The sequence below is a fragment of the Streptomyces sp. GbtcB7 genome (assembly GCF_019091445.1).
Taxonomy (GTDB): Bacteria; Actinomycetota; Actinomycetes; order Streptomycetales; family Streptomycetaceae; genus Streptomyces; species Streptomyces mirabilis.
Map to the genome: position 1 here is coordinate 173636 of NZ_JAGXJM010000015.1, position 20092 is coordinate 193727.

General features: G+C 68.8%; 22 protein-coding genes. 10 read left to right on the plus strand and 12 right to left on the minus strand.

Annotated features, from left to right (window positions below):
• The first annotated feature begins 43 nt into the window (after positions 1 to 43).
• The 4 genes from KVT44_RS25005 to KVT44_RS25020 all read left to right on the plus strand — a co-directional run bounded on the left by KVT44_RS25005 (position 44) and on the right by KVT44_RS25020 (position 3100).
• Positions 44 to 622: a carboxymuconolactone decarboxylase family protein gene (locus KVT44_RS25005; RefSeq protein ID WP_217568702.1), complete on the plus strand. Its 579-nt coding sequence runs from the start codon at positions 44 to 46 to the stop codon at positions 620 to 622.
• On the plus strand, positions 619 to 1470 hold the full coding sequence (gene sigJ, locus KVT44_RS25010; RefSeq protein WP_217568704.1) for an RNA polymerase sigma factor SigJ: 852 nt from the start codon (positions 619 to 621) through the stop codon (positions 1468 to 1470). Before KVT44_RS25005 ends, sigJ begins: the two co-directional genes overlap by 4 nt.
• 272 nt (positions 1471 to 1742) lie before the next feature.
• Positions 1743 to 2720 carry a cytochrome c oxidase assembly protein gene (locus KVT44_RS25015; protein ID WP_217568706.1) on the plus strand — a complete coding sequence of 326 codons (978 nt, stop codon included), beginning with the start codon at positions 1743 to 1745 and terminating at the stop codon, positions 2718 to 2720.
• Between the two features lie 50 nt (positions 2721 to 2770).
• The gene (locus KVT44_RS25020; RefSeq protein WP_067381387.1) at positions 2771 to 3100 is read left to right on the plus strand and encodes an antibiotic biosynthesis monooxygenase; all 330 of its coding nucleotides are present in this window, start codon (positions 2771 to 2773) and stop codon (positions 3098 to 3100) included.
• A 161-nt stretch (positions 3101 to 3261) separates the two neighbouring features.
• Here KVT44_RS25020 and KVT44_RS25025 read toward each other — a convergent pair whose 3' ends face one another.
• Entirely contained in the window at positions 3262 to 3870 is a 609-nt protein-coding gene (locus tag KVT44_RS25025; RefSeq protein WP_217568708.1) for an ABATE domain-containing protein, read from the minus strand.
• 92 nt (positions 3871 to 3962) lie between these two features.
• On the opposite strand from KVT44_RS25025, the gene KVT44_RS25030 reads away from it, so the two are divergent.
• A complete protein-coding gene (locus tag KVT44_RS25030; protein WP_217568710.1) occupies positions 3963 to 4823 on the plus strand; it encodes a DUF427 domain-containing protein in 861 nt (286 codons plus the stop codon).
• A 134-nt stretch (positions 4824 to 4957) separates the two neighbouring features.
• Here the strand turns inward: KVT44_RS25030 and KVT44_RS25035 are convergent, their stop codons facing one another.
• On the minus strand, positions 4958 to 5134 hold the full coding sequence (locus KVT44_RS25035) for a hypothetical protein (protein WP_180292715.1): 177 nt from the start codon (positions 5132 to 5134) through the stop codon (positions 4958 to 4960).
• A 156-nt stretch (positions 5135 to 5290) separates the two neighbouring features.
• Here KVT44_RS25035 and KVT44_RS25040 point away from each other — a divergent pair, with 156 nt between their 5' ends.
• The 3 genes from KVT44_RS25040 to KVT44_RS25050 all read left to right on the plus strand — a co-directional run bounded on the left by KVT44_RS25040 (position 5291) and on the right by KVT44_RS25050 (position 9578).
• The gene (locus KVT44_RS25040) at positions 5291 to 7021 is read left to right on the plus strand and encodes an MOSC and FAD-binding oxidoreductase domain-containing protein (protein WP_217568712.1); all 1731 of its coding nucleotides are present in this window, start codon (positions 5291 to 5293) and stop codon (positions 7019 to 7021) included.
• Positions 7022 to 7184: 163 nt separating this feature from the next.
• Entirely contained in the window at positions 7185 to 8054 is an 870-nt protein-coding gene (locus tag KVT44_RS25045; protein ID WP_217568714.1) for an alpha/beta fold hydrolase, read from the plus strand.
• Positions 8055 to 8396: 342 nt separating this feature from the next.
• Positions 8397 to 9578 carry an amidase domain-containing protein gene (locus KVT44_RS25050; protein WP_190170540.1) on the plus strand — a complete coding sequence of 394 codons (1182 nt, stop codon included), beginning with the start codon at positions 8397 to 8399 and terminating at the stop codon, positions 9576 to 9578.
• 96 nt (positions 9579 to 9674) lie between these two features.
• Here KVT44_RS25050 and KVT44_RS25055 read toward each other — a convergent pair whose 3' ends face one another.
• From KVT44_RS25055 to KVT44_RS25070, 4 genes are all read right to left on the minus strand, one after another.
• Entirely contained in the window at positions 9675 to 9908 is a 234-nt protein-coding gene (locus KVT44_RS25055) for a hypothetical protein (RefSeq protein ID WP_075030808.1), read from the minus strand.
• Between the two features lie 211 nt (positions 9909 to 10119).
• Positions 10120 to 10431: a hypothetical protein gene (locus KVT44_RS25060; RefSeq protein ID WP_190170541.1), complete on the minus strand. Its 312-nt coding sequence runs from the start codon at positions 10429 to 10431 to the stop codon at positions 10120 to 10122.
• On the minus strand, positions 10428 to 10613 hold the full coding sequence (locus tag KVT44_RS25065; RefSeq protein ID WP_060896809.1) for a hypothetical protein: 186 nt from the start codon (positions 10611 to 10613) through the stop codon (positions 10428 to 10430). Before KVT44_RS25065 ends, KVT44_RS25060 begins: the two co-directional genes overlap by 4 nt.
• A 155-nt stretch (positions 10614 to 10768) precedes the next feature.
• Positions 10769 to 11197, minus strand: a complete 429-nt coding sequence (locus KVT44_RS25070; RefSeq protein ID WP_217568716.1) for a VOC family protein — start codon at positions 11195 to 11197, stop codon at positions 10769 to 10771.
• Between the two features lie 140 nt (positions 11198 to 11337).
• Between KVT44_RS25070 and KVT44_RS25075 the strand changes: the two genes are divergently transcribed.
• On the plus strand, positions 11338 to 12171 hold the full coding sequence (locus KVT44_RS25075) for a sugar phosphate isomerase/epimerase (protein WP_217568718.1): 834 nt from the start codon (positions 11338 to 11340) through the stop codon (positions 12169 to 12171).
• Positions 12172 to 12195: 24 nt separating this feature from the next.
• Here KVT44_RS25075 and KVT44_RS25080 read toward each other — a convergent pair whose 3' ends face one another.
• The 3 genes from KVT44_RS25080 to KVT44_RS25090 form a co-directional block, all read right to left on the minus strand.
• Positions 12196 to 13254: a hypothetical protein gene (locus tag KVT44_RS25080; protein WP_217568720.1), complete on the minus strand. Its 1059-nt coding sequence runs from the start codon at positions 13252 to 13254 to the stop codon at positions 12196 to 12198.
• Positions 13255 to 13461: 207 nt separating this feature from the next.
• A complete protein-coding gene (locus KVT44_RS25085) occupies positions 13462 to 14013 on the minus strand; it encodes an NUDIX hydrolase (RefSeq protein ID WP_190170545.1) in 552 nt (183 codons plus the stop codon).
• 92 nt (positions 14014 to 14105) lie between these two features.
• Entirely contained in the window at positions 14106 to 14567 is a 462-nt protein-coding gene (locus KVT44_RS25090) for a DinB family protein (protein ID WP_254649821.1), read from the minus strand.
• 378 nt (positions 14568 to 14945) lie between these two features.
• On the opposite strand from KVT44_RS25090, the gene KVT44_RS25095 reads away from it, so the two are divergent.
• Positions 14946 to 15299: a hypothetical protein gene (locus tag KVT44_RS25095; RefSeq protein WP_308314092.1), complete on the plus strand. Its 354-nt coding sequence runs from the start codon at positions 14946 to 14948 to the stop codon at positions 15297 to 15299.
• A 38-nt stretch (positions 15300 to 15337) separates the two neighbouring features.
• On the opposite strand, the gene KVT44_RS25100 is transcribed toward KVT44_RS25095, so the two are convergent.
• The 3 genes from KVT44_RS25100 to kstD form a co-directional block, all read right to left on the minus strand.
• The gene (locus KVT44_RS25100; RefSeq protein ID WP_217568724.1) at positions 15338 to 15931 is read right to left on the minus strand and encodes a DinB family protein; all 594 of its coding nucleotides are present in this window, start codon (positions 15929 to 15931) and stop codon (positions 15338 to 15340) included.
• Positions 15932 to 16035: 104 nt separating this feature from the next.
• Positions 16036 to 17709: an alkaline phosphatase family protein gene (locus KVT44_RS25105; protein WP_308314093.1), complete on the minus strand. Its 1674-nt coding sequence runs from the start codon at positions 17707 to 17709 to the stop codon at positions 16036 to 16038.
• Positions 17710 to 17944: 235 nt separating this feature from the next.
• The gene (gene kstD, locus KVT44_RS25110; protein WP_308314098.1) at positions 17945 to 19678 is read right to left on the minus strand and encodes a 3-oxosteroid 1-dehydrogenase; all 1734 of its coding nucleotides are present in this window, start codon (positions 19676 to 19678) and stop codon (positions 17945 to 17947) included.
• Positions 19679 to 20092: the final 414 nt, after the last annotated feature.

Consider the following 20092-nt stretch of genomic DNA (forward strand, 5'->3'; position numbering starts at 1 on the left):
TCATGACGAACGGCCCAACAGGCACACGTACAAGGAGAACACCATGACGCTGCGCGTCCCGAAGGCCGAGCTCCCCGTCGAGCTCCGCGAAATCATGATCAAGCAACTCGGTACCGTGCCCGAGCCCGTCGAAGTGCTGTGGAACAACCCCGAACTCGCCGAGGCCAACCAGGAGTTCTCGGCCAAGGTGGCCACGTGGGACGCGGCCGACGCGAGCCTCAAGACGTTCGCGCACATGGCCGTCGCGGCACAGGTCGGCTGCAGCTGGTGCCTCGACATCAACTACTTCCACGCGCTGAACCAGAACCTGGACCTGACCAAGGCGAGCCAGGTGCCGCGCTGGCGGCAGTCGGATGTGTTCACGCCGCTGGAGCGGGACGTGATGGAGTACGCCGAGGCCATGACGAACACACCGACGACCGTCACCGACGAGTTGTCCGCGCGGCTGCTCGACCGACTCGGCCCGGCCGCGATGGTCGAACTCACCGTGTTCATCGGCTTCGCCAACTTTGCCACCAGGTGCAACACGGCGCACGGGATCACGTCGCAGGGCTACTCCGATGCCTGCGAGATTCCGTTGGCCGCGCGTCCGCAGAACTTCGGCGTAGCGTCGACGGCATGACCGAGGACCCGTTCGTCGTCCATCGCAGCCTGCTGTTCACGGTCGCCTACGAGATGCTCGGCTCGTCGGTCGATGCCGAGGACGTGCTGCAGGAGTCCTGGCTCCGGTGGGCCGACGTCGACCGCGCGCAGGTGCGTGACCCGCGGGCCTATCTCGTACGAACCGTCACCCGGCAGGCGCTCAACCGTCTGCGGACCTTGTCGCGCAGCCGCGAGGAGTACGTCGGCGAGTGGCTGCCGGAGCCGCTGCTGACCAGTCCCGACGTCGCCGAGGACATCGAGCTCGCGGAGAACGTCTCGATCGCGATGCTGACCGTGCTCGAAACGCTCGGGCCGACGGAGCGCGCGGTGTTCGTGCTCCGCGAGGTCTTCGAGGTGCCGTACGGCGAGATCGCCGAGGCCGTCGGGAAGTCCGCGGCCGCGGTGCGGCAGATCGCGCGGCGGGCACGCGAGCACGTGGCGGCCCGGCGGCCGCGGGTGCCGGTGAGCCGGTCGGAGCAGCAGGCCGTGGTGGAGCGGTTCCTGGCCGCGCTGCGCACAGGCCAGTTGCAGGAACTGCTGGACGTCATGGCACCGGACGTGGTTCTGATCGCCGACGGCGGCGGGCTTGCGGGCGCCGCTCCGGCTCCGATCCACGGGGCCGCGCTGGTGGCGAGCATGCTCGCCGTCCCGGACCGGGTGGTGTCGGCCGTGTGGCTCAACGGCGCGCCTGCGGGCCGGATCGAGATCGACGGCCGAGTGGCCGCGGTGAGCCTCGTGGTGGAAGGCGGGAAAGTCACCCGGATCCACGCGATCGCGAACCCGCGGAAACTGACACGGCTCGATGAACCGGCCGAACTCGCCAGGTAGGCCCGCCCGCCGCTGCCTCTGGCGACGTGTGTGTTCCGGACGGTCCGAACCGTCCGGAACACGCACACGACCGCACCGTGGTCAGACGTCAAGGCACGTCGGCGTGTGTCGACGTGTGTCGACGCACGTCGAAACACGTCCGTCGTGCTTGGTATGAGCCAGGTATGAGCTCGGTGTGACCACGGGCGAGCCCGGTGCGTCCGCGACCGGGGCCGGTCGTACGCGGCATAGAGTGCCACGGCAGATCTGGCATGCCGTGGAGGTAGAACGCGATGGGGAATCCACCACAGCTCACCGTGGGACGACTCCTCACCTCATGGCAACTGGACGTGCCCGCGCTGCTGGTGGTCGTCATCCTGGGCGCGCTGTACGGCTGGGGCGTGCTGCGTCTGAAGCGCCGGGGCGAGCAATGGCCCCTGCCACGCGTCGGCGCCTTCGCGCTGCTCGGCCTGGGCACTCTCGTCGTCGCCACGATGTCCGCGCTGGCCGTGTACGACCACGTGCTGTTCTGGCCGGCCGCCGTCCAGAACGTCCTGCTCGACCTGATCGCACCGCTCGGGCTGGCCCTGGGCGATCCGCTGCGGCTGGCCCTCCGTTCCCTGCCCGAGCGCTCCGCCGGGCGTGTGCAGCGGGCGCTGGCCGGACGGTTGGTACGCCTGCTCACCTTCCCGCTGGTCAGCACGGCTCTGGTGCTCGCGACGGAGCTGACGGTGTATTTCACGCCGTACTTCGAGACCGCCCTGCGTGACGACTGGCTGCACGAGGTGATGTATCTGCACCTGCTGCTCGCCGGCAGCCTGTTCGTCATGCCGATGCTCACCCGCGAGGCGGCGCTGCCGGGATGGTGTACCCATCCGGTCCGGGCGGCGCTGGTGTTCCTCGACGGGATCATCGACGCCGTACCGGGCATCGTCGTGATGACCCACGGCACGCTCATCGCCGGGGCCTGGTATCTGCGTCACGCGCCGTCCTGGGCGCCGGATGTGCTCCATGACCAACAGCTGGGCGGTGGCGCGATGATCAGCATCGCCGAGTTGGTGGCGCTGCCCTTCCTCCTCGCGATCCTGGTGCAGTGGGCCCGTACCGAACGCGCCGAGACCGTCGTACTGGACCGCCGTCTGGAGGCGGAGTTGGTCCCGGCGACGCCCGCGCCGGGAGCGGCACAGACATCGGAACTCGTACGTCCCTGGTGGGAGACCGAGAACAGCGAAGTCGCCCAGCGCATCCGGCACCAACGGCCGGGACGTTGACACACGCCAGCCGGTCGTCTCCCGGGAGCGCCGTGCGGCAGGATGGGGCCATGAGCGTAGTCAAGATCAACGTACTGACCGTCCCGGCCGAGCAGCGGGAGACGCTGGAGAAGCGCTTCGCCTCGCGTGCCCATGCCGTGGAGAACTCCGACGGATTCGAGTGGTTCGAACTCCTCCGTCCCGTCGAAGGCACCGACAGCTACCTCGTGTACACGCGGTGGCGTGACGAGGAGTCCTTCCAGGCCTGGATGGAGGGCCCTATGAAGGCGGCCCACCAGGGCGGTGACGCGGCGAGCGGGGAGCGCCCCAAGCCGGCGGCCAGCGGGTCCACGCTGTGGTCCTTCGAGGTCGTGCAGCAGGCGGCGCCGACCAGCGCATAACTGGACGCCGGGCACGCAGCGGCATCCGGTCGGTGCGTGCCCGCTGGGGGTGGAAGCCGGACGTGGCCACCGGTGCCACTGTCGCCCCGGAGGCCCGTGGCCCATGGCCCGTGGTGAGGAGCCCCTCTGCCGCCCGCCCCTTGCGGCGGCCGCTGCGCGGGTCAGATGCCGCCGGCTCCGTCGGTGTGGGTTCGTTCGTAGTGGCGGGCGACCCGTGCGCGGTTGCCGCAGATGTTGCTGGTACACCACTTGCGCCGCTTGTTCTCGGCGAGGAAGAGCATCGAGCAGGCCGGGTTGGCGCAGCGGCGCAGGAGCCCGAGCCGCTCGTTGTCGGCGAGGAGCCCGATGGCCTCCGCGGCGATGGCGGCCAACGCGGCGTTCCCGCCGTGTTCGGTGTGCCAGCGTTCCTCGCCCCTGATGCCGTCGGGCGTCACGACCAGACGAGGACTCACGGGAGCCGCTGCCGCGGCGGCGTTGATGTCGTCCACCGACGTGGGCCGCGCCGGGCGGCCCTCCAGGTGACTGTCCAGGACGTCGCGAACCGCCGCTCGCAGCCGGCGCACGGCCGCGGCCTCGGGCACAGGCCCGGGCGGCAGGCTTCCGGACTGCAGTGCCCACCAGGCCGCCGAGGCCTCCGGGGCCCCGATGAGGTCCGTGGCCGGTTCGGTCACCGTCATCAGCGTGTCGGCCAGGTCCAGTGCGACGAGCGGTTCACCACCCATGGGGAACCCCGCCGCCTGAAGCTCACCTACACCCACTCGAATGCTCACGGCTTCATGCTAACCATTAGCGTGCCCTATTGCAGGTGCAATCTAATGGTTCTACGCTCATTGTATTCATTAGCCGCAGAAGGGAACCGGTCATGGGACTGTCATGGCAGCAAGGACCGCTCTCCTCCACCGCGCTCGGCAGGTTCCTCACCCCTGAGCCGTTGCCGGAGCGGCTGCTCTTCGCGGAGCGGCTCCGCCGCCGGATGAGGGTGAGGTTCGGCGGGGAATGGATCGCGGACAGCGAGGACGTCGTACTGCTGCACGAGCCGGGGCGCTACCCCGTCGCCTACTTCCCGCTCTCGTCACTGCGTTCCGGCGTTCTCGAGGCGAGCGGGCGCACCACCCAGCACCGCGAGCTCGGCGAGACGTCCTGGTTCACCGTGGACGTCGGCGGCCGTCGCACCGAGCGTGCGGCGTGGCAGTTCACGGGGCTCCCCTCGTACGCCGACGAGCTGAAGGGGCGTGTCGCCTTCGCCTGGAGGGCCATGGACGCCTTCTGCGAGGAGGACGAACGGATCCTCGGGCACGCGGCGGACGCCTATCACCGCATCGACATCCGCGACACCTCCCGCACCCTTGAGGTGCGCTCGGGGGACACTGTGATCGCGCGGACCACCCGTCCGGTGGTGCTCTACGAGTCCGGGTTCGCACCGCGGTGGTACGTACCGCGCGAGGACATCCAGGAGAAGGAACTGACGCCGGTGGAGGGTCGGACGTTCTGCCCCTACAAAGGACTGGCCGACTACTACGACATCGGCGAGGCCAAGAAGGCGGCGTGGTCGTACCGCGAGGCCTACCCCGAGGTCGGGCGCGTCGGCGACCTGGTCTCGTTCGAGCCCGACAAGGTCGAGGTCCACCTCGACGGTGAGCGTCTGCACCTCGAACCGGGCCAGCAGGTGGTGCCTCACGGGGTCGACCGCAGCCTGGGGACCGACGAGGTCCTCTCCCACTGAGACGGAGTCGGCCACGGACGGCCGGGTACGACCGGGACGCACTCGAGGCCGCCTCCTACGGGACCCGAGCGTCGCCCCACGGCGAAGGTCGCCCCCTCACCGTGAGGCGTGATGTGCCGACGGGACGGACAGGCTCATTCCTCGCGTTCGTACTCCGCCCGGGCACGTTCGGCGTCGAGATCTTCCTGTGCGGCACGGTAGATGTCACCGGCCAGCTTGCGGGCGGCCTGAGGATCGGAAGTCGAGGAGACCGTCCGGATCCGGTCAGCCCATTTATCCATGTCTTGCGTGGTTTCAGGATTCTTGCTCACACTACTTTTGTACCTTTTTATAGGCTTCTTCGCCTCCCGCGCCGGAGGAAAATGTGCGCATGACCCACGAAGCCGGGTTCCGATCGGCCGGATCACTGAGCAGCATGCTGAGGCGACCGACTTCGCCGTGCGGCGGCGCCGCACCGGGAGGACGAGATGGCGACTCTGCTCTCAGTCAACGTGGGACGGCCGAAGGACGTGCGCTGGCGCGACAGGACGGTACACACGGGAGCGTGGAAGCATCCCGTCGACGGCCCCCGGATGGTGCGCCGCCTCAATATCGACGGTGACGGCCAGGGTGACCTGCAGGGCCACGGCGGGGAGCAGCGGGCTGTCCTCGTCTACCAGACGCAGTCCTACGCGTACTGGCGCATGGTCCTCGAGCGCGACGATCTGGAGTTCGGCCAGTTCGGGGAGAACTTCACCGTCGACGGGCTGGCGGACGACGAGGTGTGCATCGGCGACCGGTACCGCATCGGCGAAGCCGAGTTCGAGGTCACCCAGCCACGCGTGACCTGTTACCGCGTCGGCATGCGCCTGAACGAACCGCGCATGGCCTCCCTGCTCGTCGCCCACCACCGCCCCGGCTTCTACCTCCGCGTCATCGCCGAGGGCCGGGTCCGGGCCGGAGACCCGATCACCCGGACCCGCACGGGCCGGGGGTCCCTCACCATCGCCGACACCGACGCCCTGCTCTACCTTCCGGACCCCGACCCGGCCAAACTGCGTGCCGCCTTGACCATCGAGGCACTCAGCCCCGGATGGCAGCAGTCCTTCCAGGAGATGAGCCACCGACTCGACCAGCCGCCCGCACCCGCACCCGCCGCGCCGGGTTGGAGGGGCTTCAGGCAGCTGCGCGTGGCCCAGGTCGTACCCGAGACCCCCACGGTGTCCTCGTTCCTCCTGCGACCCATCGACTCGCAGGCGCTGCCCCCGGCCGCGCCCGGCCAGTACCTGACCGTGCGGATCCCCGAAGAGGGCCGGCCCGGCCTGGTGCGTTCCTATTCACTGTCGTCCGCCCCCGGTGCCGCCGAGTACCGGATCAGCGTCAAACGCGAAGACCGCGGCAAGGTCAGCACCTACCTCCACACCCATCTGCACACGGGCGACGTCATCGAAGCGGCAGCGCCTCGCGGGACGTTCGTGCTGGCCGATGACCACACGCCCGTGGCACTGTTCTCGGCGGGCATCGGCGTCACGCCTGTTCTGGCGATGCTGCACCAACTGACCCTCGAACACAGCTCCCGCGCCGTGTGGTGGGTGCACACCGCGCGCGATCCGCGACAGCAACCCTTCGCGGAAGAGGCCCGGCAACTCCTGGCCCGCCTACCGCACGCCCGCGCCTTCATCTACTACACCGCCCCGGATCTCGAGATCGCCGGGGGGCCGGGCATCACGCACGGGCGCATGACCAGCGACGGGATCCGGGAGCTCGGTATCCCTGCGGATGCGCACGCCTATCTGTGCGGTCCCGAGGGCTTCATGTCGACGGTGACATCCGCGCTCCAGCGGGCGGGGCTGAGCAGTTCGAACATCCACACCGAAGTCTTCGGGGCGCTCGCGGCCATCAACCCCGGCATCACCCACACGGGTTCCGGACCTCCTCACCAGCCGCCCGGCCCCCGGGGCACAGGGCCCTCCGTGACCTTCGCCCGCAGCGGCCTGTCCACCGGCTGGTCGGAACGGTACGCGACGCTGCTGGAGCTGGCCGAGGCGTGCGAGGTCCCCACGCGCTGGTCCTGCCGTACAGGGGTGTGCCATACCTGCGCCACTCCCCTGCTCACCGGTCAGGTCGAGTACACGACGCAGCCCCTGGAGGATCCCGCCTCGGGGGAAGTGCTGCCGTGCTGCAGCATCCCCACCACTGACGTCCTGCTGGATCTGTGAGCCCCCCCCGGGGAGCTCTACTGGATCTGTGAGCCCCCCTGGGGGGAGCTCTACGAGTTCGGGGCTTCCGGCTCAGCGAATCTAACCATCAAAGATGACTTGACAGGTTAGGTCCTCCATGCTGGACTGCAGCTAACCGTTCAAAGCAACCTTGGAGGTTGGCATGAGCAGCGTCGTGCATCACCGCACCGCCACCGTCAACGGCATGGATGTCTTCTACCGGGAGGCCGGAGACCCGCGGTCACCGGCGCTCGTGCTGCTGCACGGCTTCCCGACGAGCTCGCACATGTTCCGGAACCTCATCCCGGCACTCGCCGACACCTACCGCGTCATCGCGCCCGACATGATCGGATTCGGGCAGTCGGCCATGCCAACGGTCGACGAGTTCGACTACACCTTCGACACTCTGACCGACGTGACCGCCGGTCTGTTGGAACAGCTCGGCGTCGACCGGTTCGCCGTCTACGCGCAGGACTACGGAGCGCCCATCGCCTGGCGGCTCGCCACGCGGTCTCCGCAGCGCATCACCGCGATCATCACGCAGAACGGCAACGGCTACACCGACGGATTCGTCAAGGCGTTCTGGGACGGGCTGTTCGCCTACGCCGAGAACCCGACGCCCGAGAACGAAGCCCCCCTCCGCGGGGCCCTGACCCTCGAACTGACCCGATGGCAGTACCTGAACGGGGTCGCGGATCCGAGCCTCGTCAGCCCGGACAGCTGGACCATCGACCAGGCTCTGCTCGACCGCCCCGGCAACGACGCCATCCAGCTCGCACTGTTCCGGAACTATCCGACCAACGTCGCCCTCTACCCCCAGTTGCAGCAGTACTTCCGCGACAGCCAGGTGCCGCTGCTGGCCGTTTGGGGGGCCAACGACGAAATCTTCGGCCCGGACGGAGCCCGCGCCTTCCAACGCGACCTGCCCGACGCCGAGATCCATCTCCTCGAGTCCGGGCACTTCGCCCTGGAGAGCCACCTGGAGGAAATCGCCGGATACATCCGCGACTTCCTCGCACGCGTCACCTCCTGAGCCACACATCCCGCACGTCCCCGCCGCCGGTAACAGCCCTTCGCCGTACGGCACGTTGCGCAGGTCGGCGTACGGAACGCGGAGCGGAGGCCACCGGGTCGAAGTGGCGGCGGGGCGCCGCCCTCATGGGGCAGTGATTTGAGCAACTTCGCCCCGGTGCGGGTGAGCGGTGTCGGAACGAAGACGCGCGACGCGACGTCAGGGCAGGCAGGGGGACGACGGTCCCGTCGACGAGCCGTGTGTTGCGGTTGGGCCACTTCGGCAACCCCCTTCACAGGAGCCACACATGCCGTGCGAGGATGCGGCTCCCGGTATCGAGTACCGGCGTAGAGGGGAACATCATTGAGATCAAGGAAACTGAGCCGTAAGCGGCGACGGGCGACCATAGTCACGGCAGCGGCCGCCTCGGTCGTCGCCGGCGCCGCGCTGCTGCCCAACTGGACCGCGGGCGCGTCGACTGTCGCCGACCCCGCCGTGGATCCGTCGACCAAAGCCACCTTCCAACGGCTGGCGGACGCGGTCTTCACCGACCGTACGGACGCCCTGGTGGACGGCGGCAAGACCAGTCGGAACACGTCACTGTCGTCGCGGTTCTCCGGCGACGTGCGGGTGTCCTCCACGCTGTCGCGCGAGGAGAAGTCCGCACTGTCGCAACTGCGGGGCCGCAAGTCCCGTCTGGAGTCGCTCGGCGAGAAGTACAGCTCGGCCAACACGAGCGTCTCGCTGGACCGTACGCGACTGAAGGGCCGTCACGCCACGGTCAACGTCACCGAGACGACGACGCTGACCTACGAGAAGGTCAAGGGCGACGAGCCGAAGACCACCGGCTTCCAGGCGCACCACGAGCTGACGTTCAAGGCCGATCGCAAGGGCGACTGGCAGCTGACCGGCATCCGTGACACCGACGACGGCGTCGCGGTCAACCAGGTCGCCGCCACCACGTTCGTCGCCGCGCCGAAGACGGCCGCCGACGACGCCCCGCCCGCGGCGACCCGCTCCGTCACCACGTGGCCCGCGCCGGCCAAGCCGAAGAACTTCTCGGCCTCCGGCTACGACTACAAGGCCATGGCGGCGTACGCGGCCAAGTACTGGAACAACTACAACCCGGCCTACCCGAACTTCAACGGGCAGGGTGCCGGCGGCGACTGCACCAACTTCGTCAGCCAGTCCCTGAAAGCAGGCGGCTGGAAGCATGTCCCCGGCTACACGGACGACTTCCACAAGTGGTTCGGCAACTCCGACATCCAGTCGGACTCGTTCGTCGGCGTCAACGAGTTCTCGTGGTTCGCCCTGTCCTCCAAGCGGGTCACCAGCCTCGCCAACGTCTACCAGTTGGACGTGGGTGACGTCCTGCAGATGGACTTCAACAAGGACGGGTCCAAGGACCACAGCATGATCGTCACCTACCGCAGCCCGCAGGGCGTGCCGTATGTGTCGTACCACTCCACCAACACCTACAACAGGTCGGTGGCGAGCATCATCGCGTCGTACCCGAACGCGGCGTACTACGCCTACCGCACCTGAGCGGTCCCCTTCCGGGGCGGGAGCCGGTCCGAGTGTCCGGCTCCCGCCCCGTCCGGGTCTCCTTTGTGACGGTGACTTTCGGCTGCTCCCGATCACTCACGGGAACAGTGCGATCCCGACGAGGATCAGCAGGATGATGCCGGCGACGAGCGCAACGGTCGCCCACGTCCCCCGCCGCTTCAGCGGCGTCGAGGGCTCTCCTCCACGGGGCCGGTCCTCCGGCAGTGCGGCGTCGGCCGGGCGCCCGCTCCTGTAGAACTCTTCGTCGGTCGGATAGACGTTGCGCGGATCAGCGAGAGCGCGCGGATCGATCTCGTGTGGACTGGTCATGAGCACTCCTTGCGCGGCGCTCATCAGGGCCGGGTTCCCGGCGGACGCCAGGGCCTGCGCCAGGGGCGATGGCTCCCATTTCCCAGGCGCGCAGCCCTTCAGGAAGACGCCGCACAGGCAATCCGCCCTGCTCACCGCGCACCATCTGATCGTATACCCGAGCAGGGCCGTTCATGAGGTCCAGCGGGGCATGCGGGCTGGGCCGCGCACCTCACAGGTCGAGGACCGCCCGGAGTGCGTTGTCGATGAGCGCCTGCTGCTCGGTCCCGATGTTGCCGAGCAGGGTGGCGGTCTCGAAGCGCGCCGCGGAAAGCTGGAGCAGGTTGACGGCGACGACCGAGGCGTCGACCGGGGTGGTCAGGCGCACGCTCATCGCCGTATCGGGGTGCACGGCCGGGGCATGCAGCACCAGGGCGACCACGGCGCCGTACGCATCGGCCAGTCCGTCAAGGCTCACGACGAGGATCGTGCGGTTTCCCTTGCCGGTGTCGACGTCCCAGACTTCGCCCTTCTGGATCGTCACAGGGCGTCGCCCTCGCCGCCCAGATCGAGGGGCTCGATCCGGGCGAGCCGACGGGCGGCGTCCAGCGTCATCTGCCGACGCACGGCTCGGAGGATGTAGTCGTTCAGGGAGGGGGCGCCGGCCGCGGCGTCGCGCAGCGCCTTGTCCATGGCGTCGGGAATCCGCAGGGTGATGGCAGTCATGACACCAAATGTAGTGGCATCGCTGCCGTCATGCGACGACGAATCGGGACGGCGGGCTTTTCGGGACGGCGGGCTTTGCCGGGAACAGTGGGACACCGCCGGGCCCGGAGGATCGACTCGCGTCATCCCGGTGACGCGGCGCCGACCGGTTCGGCTCACGGAGCGCCGTCGACCACTTCTATGGCGTTGCCATCGGGATCTTGGAGGACGGCGACGCGCACTCCGGGACCCACATCCATGGGACCGTGCCGCACACGTCCGCCGCGGGCCACACCTCGTTCGATGATCCCGTCGAGATCATCGACGTACATGGTCAGATAGCGCACGCCGGTCAAGTGAAAGAAGGGCTCGGCCGGTTCGGCGGAGACAGGCCGCCGCGAAGGCACCATCACCTTGATCCGCGTGCCGGGTGCCTCGAGCCGGTGTACGACTCCAGAGCCCGACCTGACCGCCGGGAGCCGTTCCAGTTCGAACACGGCGGCGAAGAACTCCACCAAGGCTTCGTCGGCGCTGACCAGCCCGACTTCGACCCGCTGCAAGGTCACGGCACCCCCGGATAGCTGCCCACATCGGTCGTTCTGCATCTGGCCCCACGCATGCGAGAATGTTGCTCTACTATACGAGAATGTCATTATCGGCGCGAGTGTGGTGACGTCACCTAGTCGCCGAGAACCGCCCCGGCCTTGTCTTGGCGGTGTCGGACCACCGAAAGCGGGCGAGATGGATGGAAAGGCTGGGGATCGAGCTTCTCAGCGTCTTCGGAATGCCTCCGGTCACGTTCGTAGCCCTGGCCGCGGACCTGGGTTGCCGGTACATCTCGACCGCCCTGACATCGAATCCGTACAACCCGTCGATCTATCCACCGTTCTCCCTTCGGGATGATCCAACGCTGCGACGCGAGATGATTGCCGCGATGCGTGATCGCGACGTGTCGATCTCACTCGGGGAAGGCATGGTGGTCCGCGAGGGAGCTGACATCCAGGACAGAGTCGGCGATCTCGAAATCATGGCGGAGCTCGGTGTCCGGCGGATCAACACGGTCTCTCTCGATCCGGACCTCGACCGCAGCATCGACCAGTTCGGCATCCTCGCCGAGAACGCGGCTTCACTCGGGATGGAGACGACACTGGAAGCCAGTCCGGGCCTGACGGTCCCGGATCTGCCCAGTGCGCTCGACGTGATTCGTCAGGTCGGGCGGCCGGACTTCCGCCTCCTGGTAGACACGATGCACGTCGTGCGGTCCGGTTCCGGGCCGGACGACCTCGCGCGGCTCGATCCTGGTGTCATCGGCTACATCCAGCTGAGTGACGCCCCGTTGGTGCCCGCCATCCCCAACTACCTGGAAGAGGCGATGTTCGAGCGGATGGTGCCCGGGACGGGCGAACTGCCCTTGCTGGACGTGCTCGAGGTACTGCCGCGCGACCTTGTCATCGGCCTCGAGATACCGCTCCGCGCGGAGGCGATGGCGGGCGTCGGCCCGCATGAGCGGGTCGGTCGGTGCGTCGATGCCGCCCGCGGTCTCCTGGCTCGACTGGCCGACCGGCCCCATCAGGCTTGAACCCGCTGCGCGCGAGGGTCCTGGCTAGAACGGGCGAGCGTAGGGGTGGTTGCTCACGCGGTCGTAGATCCTGCGCAGCCACGGTCGGCGGACGGCGGGCAGTCGTGCCAGCGTGTGGAGGAACGCTCTCGCGTCAGGCCGGAACGCCCCCCATGGATGCATCGGCAGCGGGTCGTCGCGGAAGACACCCTCGGGCATTCCGCCTGTCGCGGGGACGGGCAACCGGTCGTGCTGGAAGGCCAGATGCATCCACACGTCGGCAGCCAACGGCACGGTGTCCACCATGGCTGACGGCCGCCACGACGTCCCCGTCTGCGGGTGTCGCGGAACCAGGGCGATGTCGGAGGCGGGGTCGGGATCAGGCAGGCCTGGGCCGGCCAGGACCACGTTCCTCACCGGCGGTCCCGGCGGGAGCAGCGCGTCCAGCGCGCGGCCGAACGTGTCGGCGAGAAGGCCATGAGGGACGGCTACGGGCGTACCCGCCGAGGCCGCCAACAGGTGGGCCAGCGCGACCCCGACCGCCGCCTCCCACCGTGGGCTCCACACTCCGGGCGGCTCGACCGGCGGCGCGTCCTGCCGCTCGTCGACCAACGTCTCCCAGTCGACCCTCCGGTGCACGGGGCCTTCAGCGGGAAGCTGGCGCACTGACTGCGGGTCGAGCCGCACCGCCTGCCAATAGGAGCAGTCGTCGATGCGGGTTGCCACAGCCCGCCCGCACTGCGCGCAGGCCAGGTTGGGGCCGTCCCTCCCGTCCAGCCCCATGCAGTAGCCGTCGCAACGCTCGGGGATCAGGACGGTGCCGCGGGTGTCACCCGGCGCGACGACGATCGCTCCCGGCGCACCGAAGGACAGCGCGCGAACCGGCGCGAACACGCCTCGGGCTTCCGCTTCGTCCACCTCGATCTCACTCCACGGCCGCCATGGCGGTCCGGAGGGTTCCGGGTCCACGGCGTATGTGCCCGGTTCCATGAGCGCGGGCAGCAGTTCGTGCCCGTACTTGTGGTGGGCGTGGACGGGAAGCGCCACCTGCGACAAGCGGGCGGTCAACGCGGCGCCGCACGACGCGCACACGAACACGGCCATACGTCCTCCCCCACCCTTCACCCCGGATTGTCCAGGCCCGGCGATCGAGAGCCAACACCTTTTTGTCCGCGGATCCAGGGCCCCGTGGGGGCGTCTGCAGGGCGTGCCGACCTTCGAGTTGGCTGGACGCCGCACACACAGCCCTCTCTGCCCACTGATGGTGGACGGAGGAGCCCGGCGGGACCCGTTCCGCGCGGTCGGGCGCGGTCAGCGTGAGCGTTCCGGACGCGGTGGGAGCGTCGAGTCTCGTGGCATGGGGCCGCGTGGACCCGCCTTCTCCGCCTGGTACCGGTCGAACGCGTCGCGGGCGTCGGGGACGAACATCGTGTCGTGCATCGCAGCGCGCAGCTCAACCGGGGTGAGCCAGGCGTGCCAGGCGACTTCCGAGGCATCCGGTACAACCGGCTGGTCGAGGATCGCCTCGTGCAGGCCGAGCCAGTAGGGACTGATGACACCCCGGCACAGGTACTTGAAGAGGAACCGCGTCGGGGTGTGGACCCCGAGTTCTTCGGCGAGTTCACGAGAGGCTGCTGCCGGGTAGGTCTCGCCCACGCCCACGGCGCCACCGACCAGCCAGTTGTACTGGCCGGGGAAGCGGGAAACGTGATCGGGGCGCCGGTGGACGAGGATCCGACCGTCAGGGTCGCGGCAGACGGTGGTGGCAACCCGGTGCAGCCACCTTCGGCGGATGGCCTCGCCTCGATCCACCACTCCCACTGTCTGGTCCTGCTCGTCCACTCGCTCCACCATCTCCCCCATGGCGGACACGCTGCCACAGAACCGCTGGGCTGACGAGACGCCCAGTTCAGCGGCCGACTTGGTGTGATGGATCAAGCTCCGAGATCACCTCCTCAGACGCCGATCGCCCCGTCGATGCGTTCACGGAGAAGATCGGCGTGTCCGTTGTGACGGGCGTATTCCTCGATCATGTGGATGAGCACCCAGCGCAGCGACACCGTCCCACGCCATGCGTCCTTGCCCGCGATGTCGAGGTGGGGCGCGTCCCCGGTGAAGGCGTCGGCGAACGCGACCTCGGCGCGCCATGCCTGCCACGCTTCGGTCACAAGGTCGGGATCGGGAACCGCGCCGTCGAAGTCACCGTCTGGTTCCACCGGCGACGAGAAGCGTAGTGGCGCGTCCTGACCGGCGAGAACCTGACGGAACCATCGGCGCTCCACGTCGGCGAGATGGCGTACGAGTCCGAGCAGCGAGAGCGTGGAGGGCTCGACGGAGCGTCGGGCCAACTCCCCTTCCACACCGGCGCACTTCAGCTCCAGCGTCGTCCGCTGGGCCCTGAGAAATCCGATGAGCATGGCTCACTCTTCGCCGGTCGAAGGAGCGTCGAGCCGGGGATCGTCGTCGTCTCCGACGAACATGGCGGCCCGCCTCCGTGGATTGGTCGTACTCATGCTGTCTCTCCTTCGGGGTTCGTCGCTGGGAGGGAGCACGCGTTACTCCGTGCGAGTGGTGCATCCTCCGACAGCGTCGTAGCGTCGATACAGGAGCCGACCGCCGCAAGAAGGGGCGGACCAGGCACCGGGCCTGCTGGTCGAAAGAAATTGCGACTGGGAGCGAACATGCCAAGACGCACAGTGAGGACAGCGGTGACGTTCTGTGCCGCTGTGTCGCTCGCAGCAATCACGGGAACAGCTTCCTCCGCCCCAGCTCCGTCACCGCCGTCCACGCCCACCGTGCAGAGCCAGGCGGGACAGCCCGTGATGGTCGACTGCTTCTGGCACCCGCAGGTGCGCCCCACCGATTTCATTCTCGCGTGCGGTGACGGCAACAGCCGCCTCACCTCGCTCCGCTGGTCCCAGTGGCACCCGGACTCCGCGGTGGCCGAGGGCTTCAACGTGGTGAACGACTGCAAGCCGTACTGCGCAGCGGGCAAGTTCCACGCGTACCGGGTGATCGTGCGGCTCAACGCCCCACAGCCTTGGAAGAAGCACCCTGATCTGTCGCACTACACCCAGCTGAGCCTCGTCTACACCAGTGGGAAGCCGGACGGATTCGGGCAATGGGTCGACCTTCCTCTGTGGAACTGACTTCCGAGATCGAGGCGTTCCGGCTCAGTGGGGCGACGTCAGTCGCGGCCGGCTTCCCGCGCCACGCGCTCCAGTCGGCTTCGATGGCTGTCCCACCACGACCGGTCGCCCGACGGCATGGCGTCGTTCCCTTCCCACATCCCGGCAGCCCCGTCGATGGACTCCCGGAGAATGTCGGCGTGGCCCGCGTGCCGGTGGGTGTCGGCGATCACGCGCACCAGGACCTGGTGCAGCGTCACCTCTCTTCGGTCCTCGGGCCACCACGCCACACGACCGATCGCGTCGAGCGCGAAGGTCTCGATCGTGGTGTCCGAGTGCTTCCACGCCTGGCGGTAGAGTCCGACCATCTGTTCGCGCGACTCATCGGCGTCGGCCCACATGTCCGCGTTGGGCTCGGCGTCGGCCGTGAACCAGAGCGGCGGCTCTTCGAAGAACGGCCGCTCGAAGGTGTCGCCGAAGTACCCCAGCTCCACTCCGGTGACGTGCTTGACCAGCCCCAACAGGTTCGTTCCGGTCGGCGTCAGCGGACGGCGGACGTCGTACTCCGACAGCCCGTCGAGCTTCCACAGCAGGGCGTCGCGGGCGGCTTGCAGAGAGCGGAGAAGATCCGCCTTCGCATTCGACTCGATCATGTCCAACAGTCTCGCAGCCACCACTGACAGTCCCCTGGGCCCGGAACCCGGTGACGGGACCGTCGTCATGGCGGCGGTCCCGTCGGTGGAGCGTCGGGGTGGGGTCAGCGCACCGGCAGGGTCGCGGTGTGCTCGACGCGTACGGCGTCCAGGGCCCGGGGGTTGAGGCCGAGCAGTCGCAGGATCGTCGGGGCGATCTGCGTGGTCTTCACCGGGCCGCTGACGCGCACGCCGTGCGGGGTGGCGGCGCCCGAGACGACGAGCGGGACGTCGAGGTCGTCGGCGTGGGCGCCGCCGTGCTCGGCGATCTTGCTCTTGCCGCCGGTGTAGACGACGCCGTATCGGGCGATGCCGAACAGGTCCGGCACGCGCGAGTCGCCCGCCTTGACGTGGAAATACCGGGCGGCCGCCGCACCGGCGTACAGGGTCTTCAGGCCGCTCGCGGTGAAGGGCTTGGCCTTGCCGGTGATGTCGTTGCCGGTGCCGGACTGGGCGAGCAGGTACGCCTTGGCGAAGGCGGTGGCGGCCTGCGAGCGGTCGTTGAGCCAGAGGAGCATGGCGTCGTCGTCCACGGAGTGGGCGACCAGGTCACCGGCGCCCGGGTGGGCCTTCTTCCATGCGGCGTTGAGGCCGTCGAGCAGGGGGCCGTCGTCGATACGGGTCAGGGCCTTGGGGTCGGTCGGTGACTGGCCGTGCTTGGAGGAGAGGATGACGGTCGTGTTGCCGTCCAGGTGCTGCTCGCGCAGTTCGGTGAGGAACGCTCCGACCTCCTGGTCCACGAAGGCCAGGTTCTTGGCCAGCAGCGGACCGGGGACACCCTTCGCCGCGTAGCCGCCCGTCAGGCCCTCGGAGGCGGGCAGCTTCTGGGCGGTCGAGACGGACTGGAAGTTCATGCCGAAGACCGCCGGGGTGCCGGTCCTGTGGGTGCGGCCGTGGTCGTAGCCGTCGATCTCGTTGAGGACGGCCTTCACCTTGTATCCGTCGTACTGCTCCGTCGCCGCGTTGTCCTTCGTCCAGTCCGTGCCTGCCGGATAGCCGATCGCCTGGCTGTTGATCTCGGGGGCGAAAAGGTCTTGGACGCCGTCGCCGGAGGGGCCGTTGAGGATCTCGTACGCGACGTGCTTGTCGGACCAGGCGGTCCGCAGTCCGGCCTTTCTGACCACGTTGAAGACCGTGTTCACCTTCAGATACGAGTGCGGGTACACGGGCTTGCAGGTCTTGGGGTCGACCGGCAGCTTCGACGGGTCGATGAGGCCGCGGGCGGCGCCGGTCATCTTGAGGATGCTGCCGGGCAGGCCGGCGAGGCCTTGGCCGGCGTCGATGGAGTTCTTGTCGCGGTCGAGGTCCTCGGTGAAGTCGACCTCGGCGCCGGGCTTGGCGCCCGCGCAGTGGGTCGTTCCGGCCGGGAGGAGTGCGGAGCTGTAGCCGTCGTCGTAGTAGATGCCCGTGGTGCCCGGGTTCCCGCCGGTGAGCTGGCCGACCAGGCCGGGGAACGAGTCGGAGGGGTCGGTGGTCCTCGCGTGGGTGTACTCGACCCCACCGGTGGCGAGCCGCGCGAGCGCGGACTTCGGGTGACGTGCGACGTACCAGGCCAGGTCGGACTGGTGCAGGCCGTCGATCGACAACAGCAGGACATGGCGCGCGACGTGCGCGGGCGAGTGCGCGGAGGTGGGTGTGGCGGCGGCGGGTGCGGCGGCGGCCGCGGTGGCGGTGAGGCCGCCGACGGCCGCGAGCGCGGCGACGGCCGCGGTGACGGGGCGGGCAGGACGTCGGAACACGGGTCGTTCTCCTCTGGCTGTGCGGAGCAGGTGAAACCTGCGAACCATGCACCGACATAGGAGACGCGCAACATGTACGGAAGCAGACTCACGTGTCCCGTAATGCCCAAGAAACCCAACTGCGCACGCAAAGACTGCCTGGCACCCGAGTTCCCGGGGGTTCCCGCGAGTTCCGCTCGGGCGGCGGCGTCGGCTCCCCGGGCACCCCGCGGCCTGTCGGAGCCCCGCACATCCTTCAGGCGCCCGCGCCGGCCGCGATGTCCAACGCGGCGATGTAGCCGAAGGTCATCGCCGGGCCGATCGTCGAACCCGCGCCCGCGTAGCTGTGGCCCATGACGGCCGCGCTGGCGTTTCCGGCGGCGTAAAGGCCCGGGATGACGGATCCGTCCGGCCGCAGTACCCGCGCCCGGGCATCCGTGCGCAGGCCGCCCTTCGTACCCAGGTCACCCGGAACGATCTTGAAGGCGTAGTAGGGGGCGAGCCACAGGGGCGCCAGGCAGGAGTTGGGGAGGATCGCGGGGTCGGTGTAGTAGTGGTCGTAGGCACTGTCGCCACGGTGGAAGTCGGTGTCGTTGCCGTTCAGGGCAAGGCTGTTGAAGCGGTTGACGCTGGCGCGGAGCGCGGCGGCGGGCATGCCGATCTGTGCCGCGAGGGCGTCGAGGGTCCACGCCTTGTGGGCGGCGCCGGACGTGTACCACGTATCGGGGAACGTGAAGGTCGGCAGCACGTCCTTGAAGAGGTAGCGGTTACGGTAGTTCTGGTCGACGATCAGCCACGCCGGGATGTCGGGCGCGCCGCTGTCACGGTCGTACATGATGTGCACGACGTCGCTGTAGGGGGCCGCTTCGTTGACGAAGCGCGCGCCGGCGGCGTTGACGAGGAGCCCGCCGGGCAGGGTGCGTTCGGCGAGGCAGAAGTACGGCTGGTCGAGCAGCGGAATCGCCGGGCCCCACCATGCGTCGTCCATCAGGTCGAGCGCCGCGCCGGCCCGCTGACCCGCCTGGATGCCGTCGCCGGTGTTCTCCTTGGCGCCGACCGTCCACTCGGTGCCGATGGGCTGTCGCTGGTACTGGTCGCGCATGGCCGCGTTGTGCTCGAAGCCGCCGGATCCGACGATCACCCCGTGCCGGGCTCTGATCAGGCCCGGGGTGCCGTTCCTGGTGACCACGGCTCCCGTGGCGGTTCCGTTCTCCAGGTACAGGTCGGAGAGCGGGGTGTTCAGCCACACCGGAACCTGGGCCGCGAGCAGTCCGGCACGCAGACCGGCCGCCAGCGACTGGCCCATGGTGAGGGGCTTCTGGCCGAGCAGGGCCGCCTGGGTGCCGCGGGCCAGGCAGGTGGCGGCGACGGCGGCACCCTTCGCGCTGACCGCGGCGAGCGTGAGCCACTTGTAGTCGGAGCTGAAGACGACCATGCCGGTCGGTACGGTCATGTACGACGGGTTCAGATGGGCGAGTTCGGCACCGAGGATGTTGCCGTCGAGCTGGTCGGGTTCGATGGAGCGGCCACCGGGCAGGCCGCCGGGGAGTTCGGGGTAGTAGTCGCTGTACCCCTCCATCCAGCGGAAACGGAGCGGGCTGTTCGCCATGACGAAGGAGATCATGGCGGGGCCGCTGCCGAGGAAGGCCTGCTGGCGTGCGGCGGAGACGTCGGGGCCGACCACCGCCGCGAGGTAGGTGGCGGCCTTCGCCGGGGTGTCCGGTACCCCCGCGGCGAGGATCACCGGGTTGTTCGGGATCCAGACGCCCGCGCCCGAACGCGCCGCCGATCCCCCGAACGTGGGCGCCTTCTCGACGACGACGCAGCTCAGCCCCTGTTTCGCAGCCGTCAGCGCGGCGGTCATCCCCGCCGCTCCGGAGCCGATCACCACCACGTCGTACGTGCCGAGCAGAGGCAGGTCGGCCGCGTCCGCGGCACCTGGCAGACCGGCCGCGAGCGCGAGCCCGGCTCCCGTCGCCGCGCCGAGCACCCGGCGACGCGACGGGCCGGGTCCGGAGGTGGAAGCGGTGAAGTACGCAGAGGAGGCTTCGGTACGTCTCACAGGGTCCGCGTTCGTGGACATGGCAGGGCGCTCCAGCCGGGCGAAGGAATGGGCGAGCGTGCTGTGCCCCGGGAGGCAACGGGCCTTCTGCGTCCCGGTTCTGATGCGGAGTCAGGAATGTCGCGCGGTGGTCTTGTGAAGTCAAGGGCTACGCCGGGCGGTCGGCGGCCGTTGCGTCGGTCACGGCACGTGGGCGAGCGCGATGCCGTGGTGAGAATCAGCTTCGCCCTCCACGCCCAGCCGCCCGAGTCAATCACCTGCAGGCGGAAGTTGTACGAACCGTCAGGCAATTCCCGCTGGAAGCGCCGAACCTCAAGTAATTGGCCCGCCATACTGGGGGCG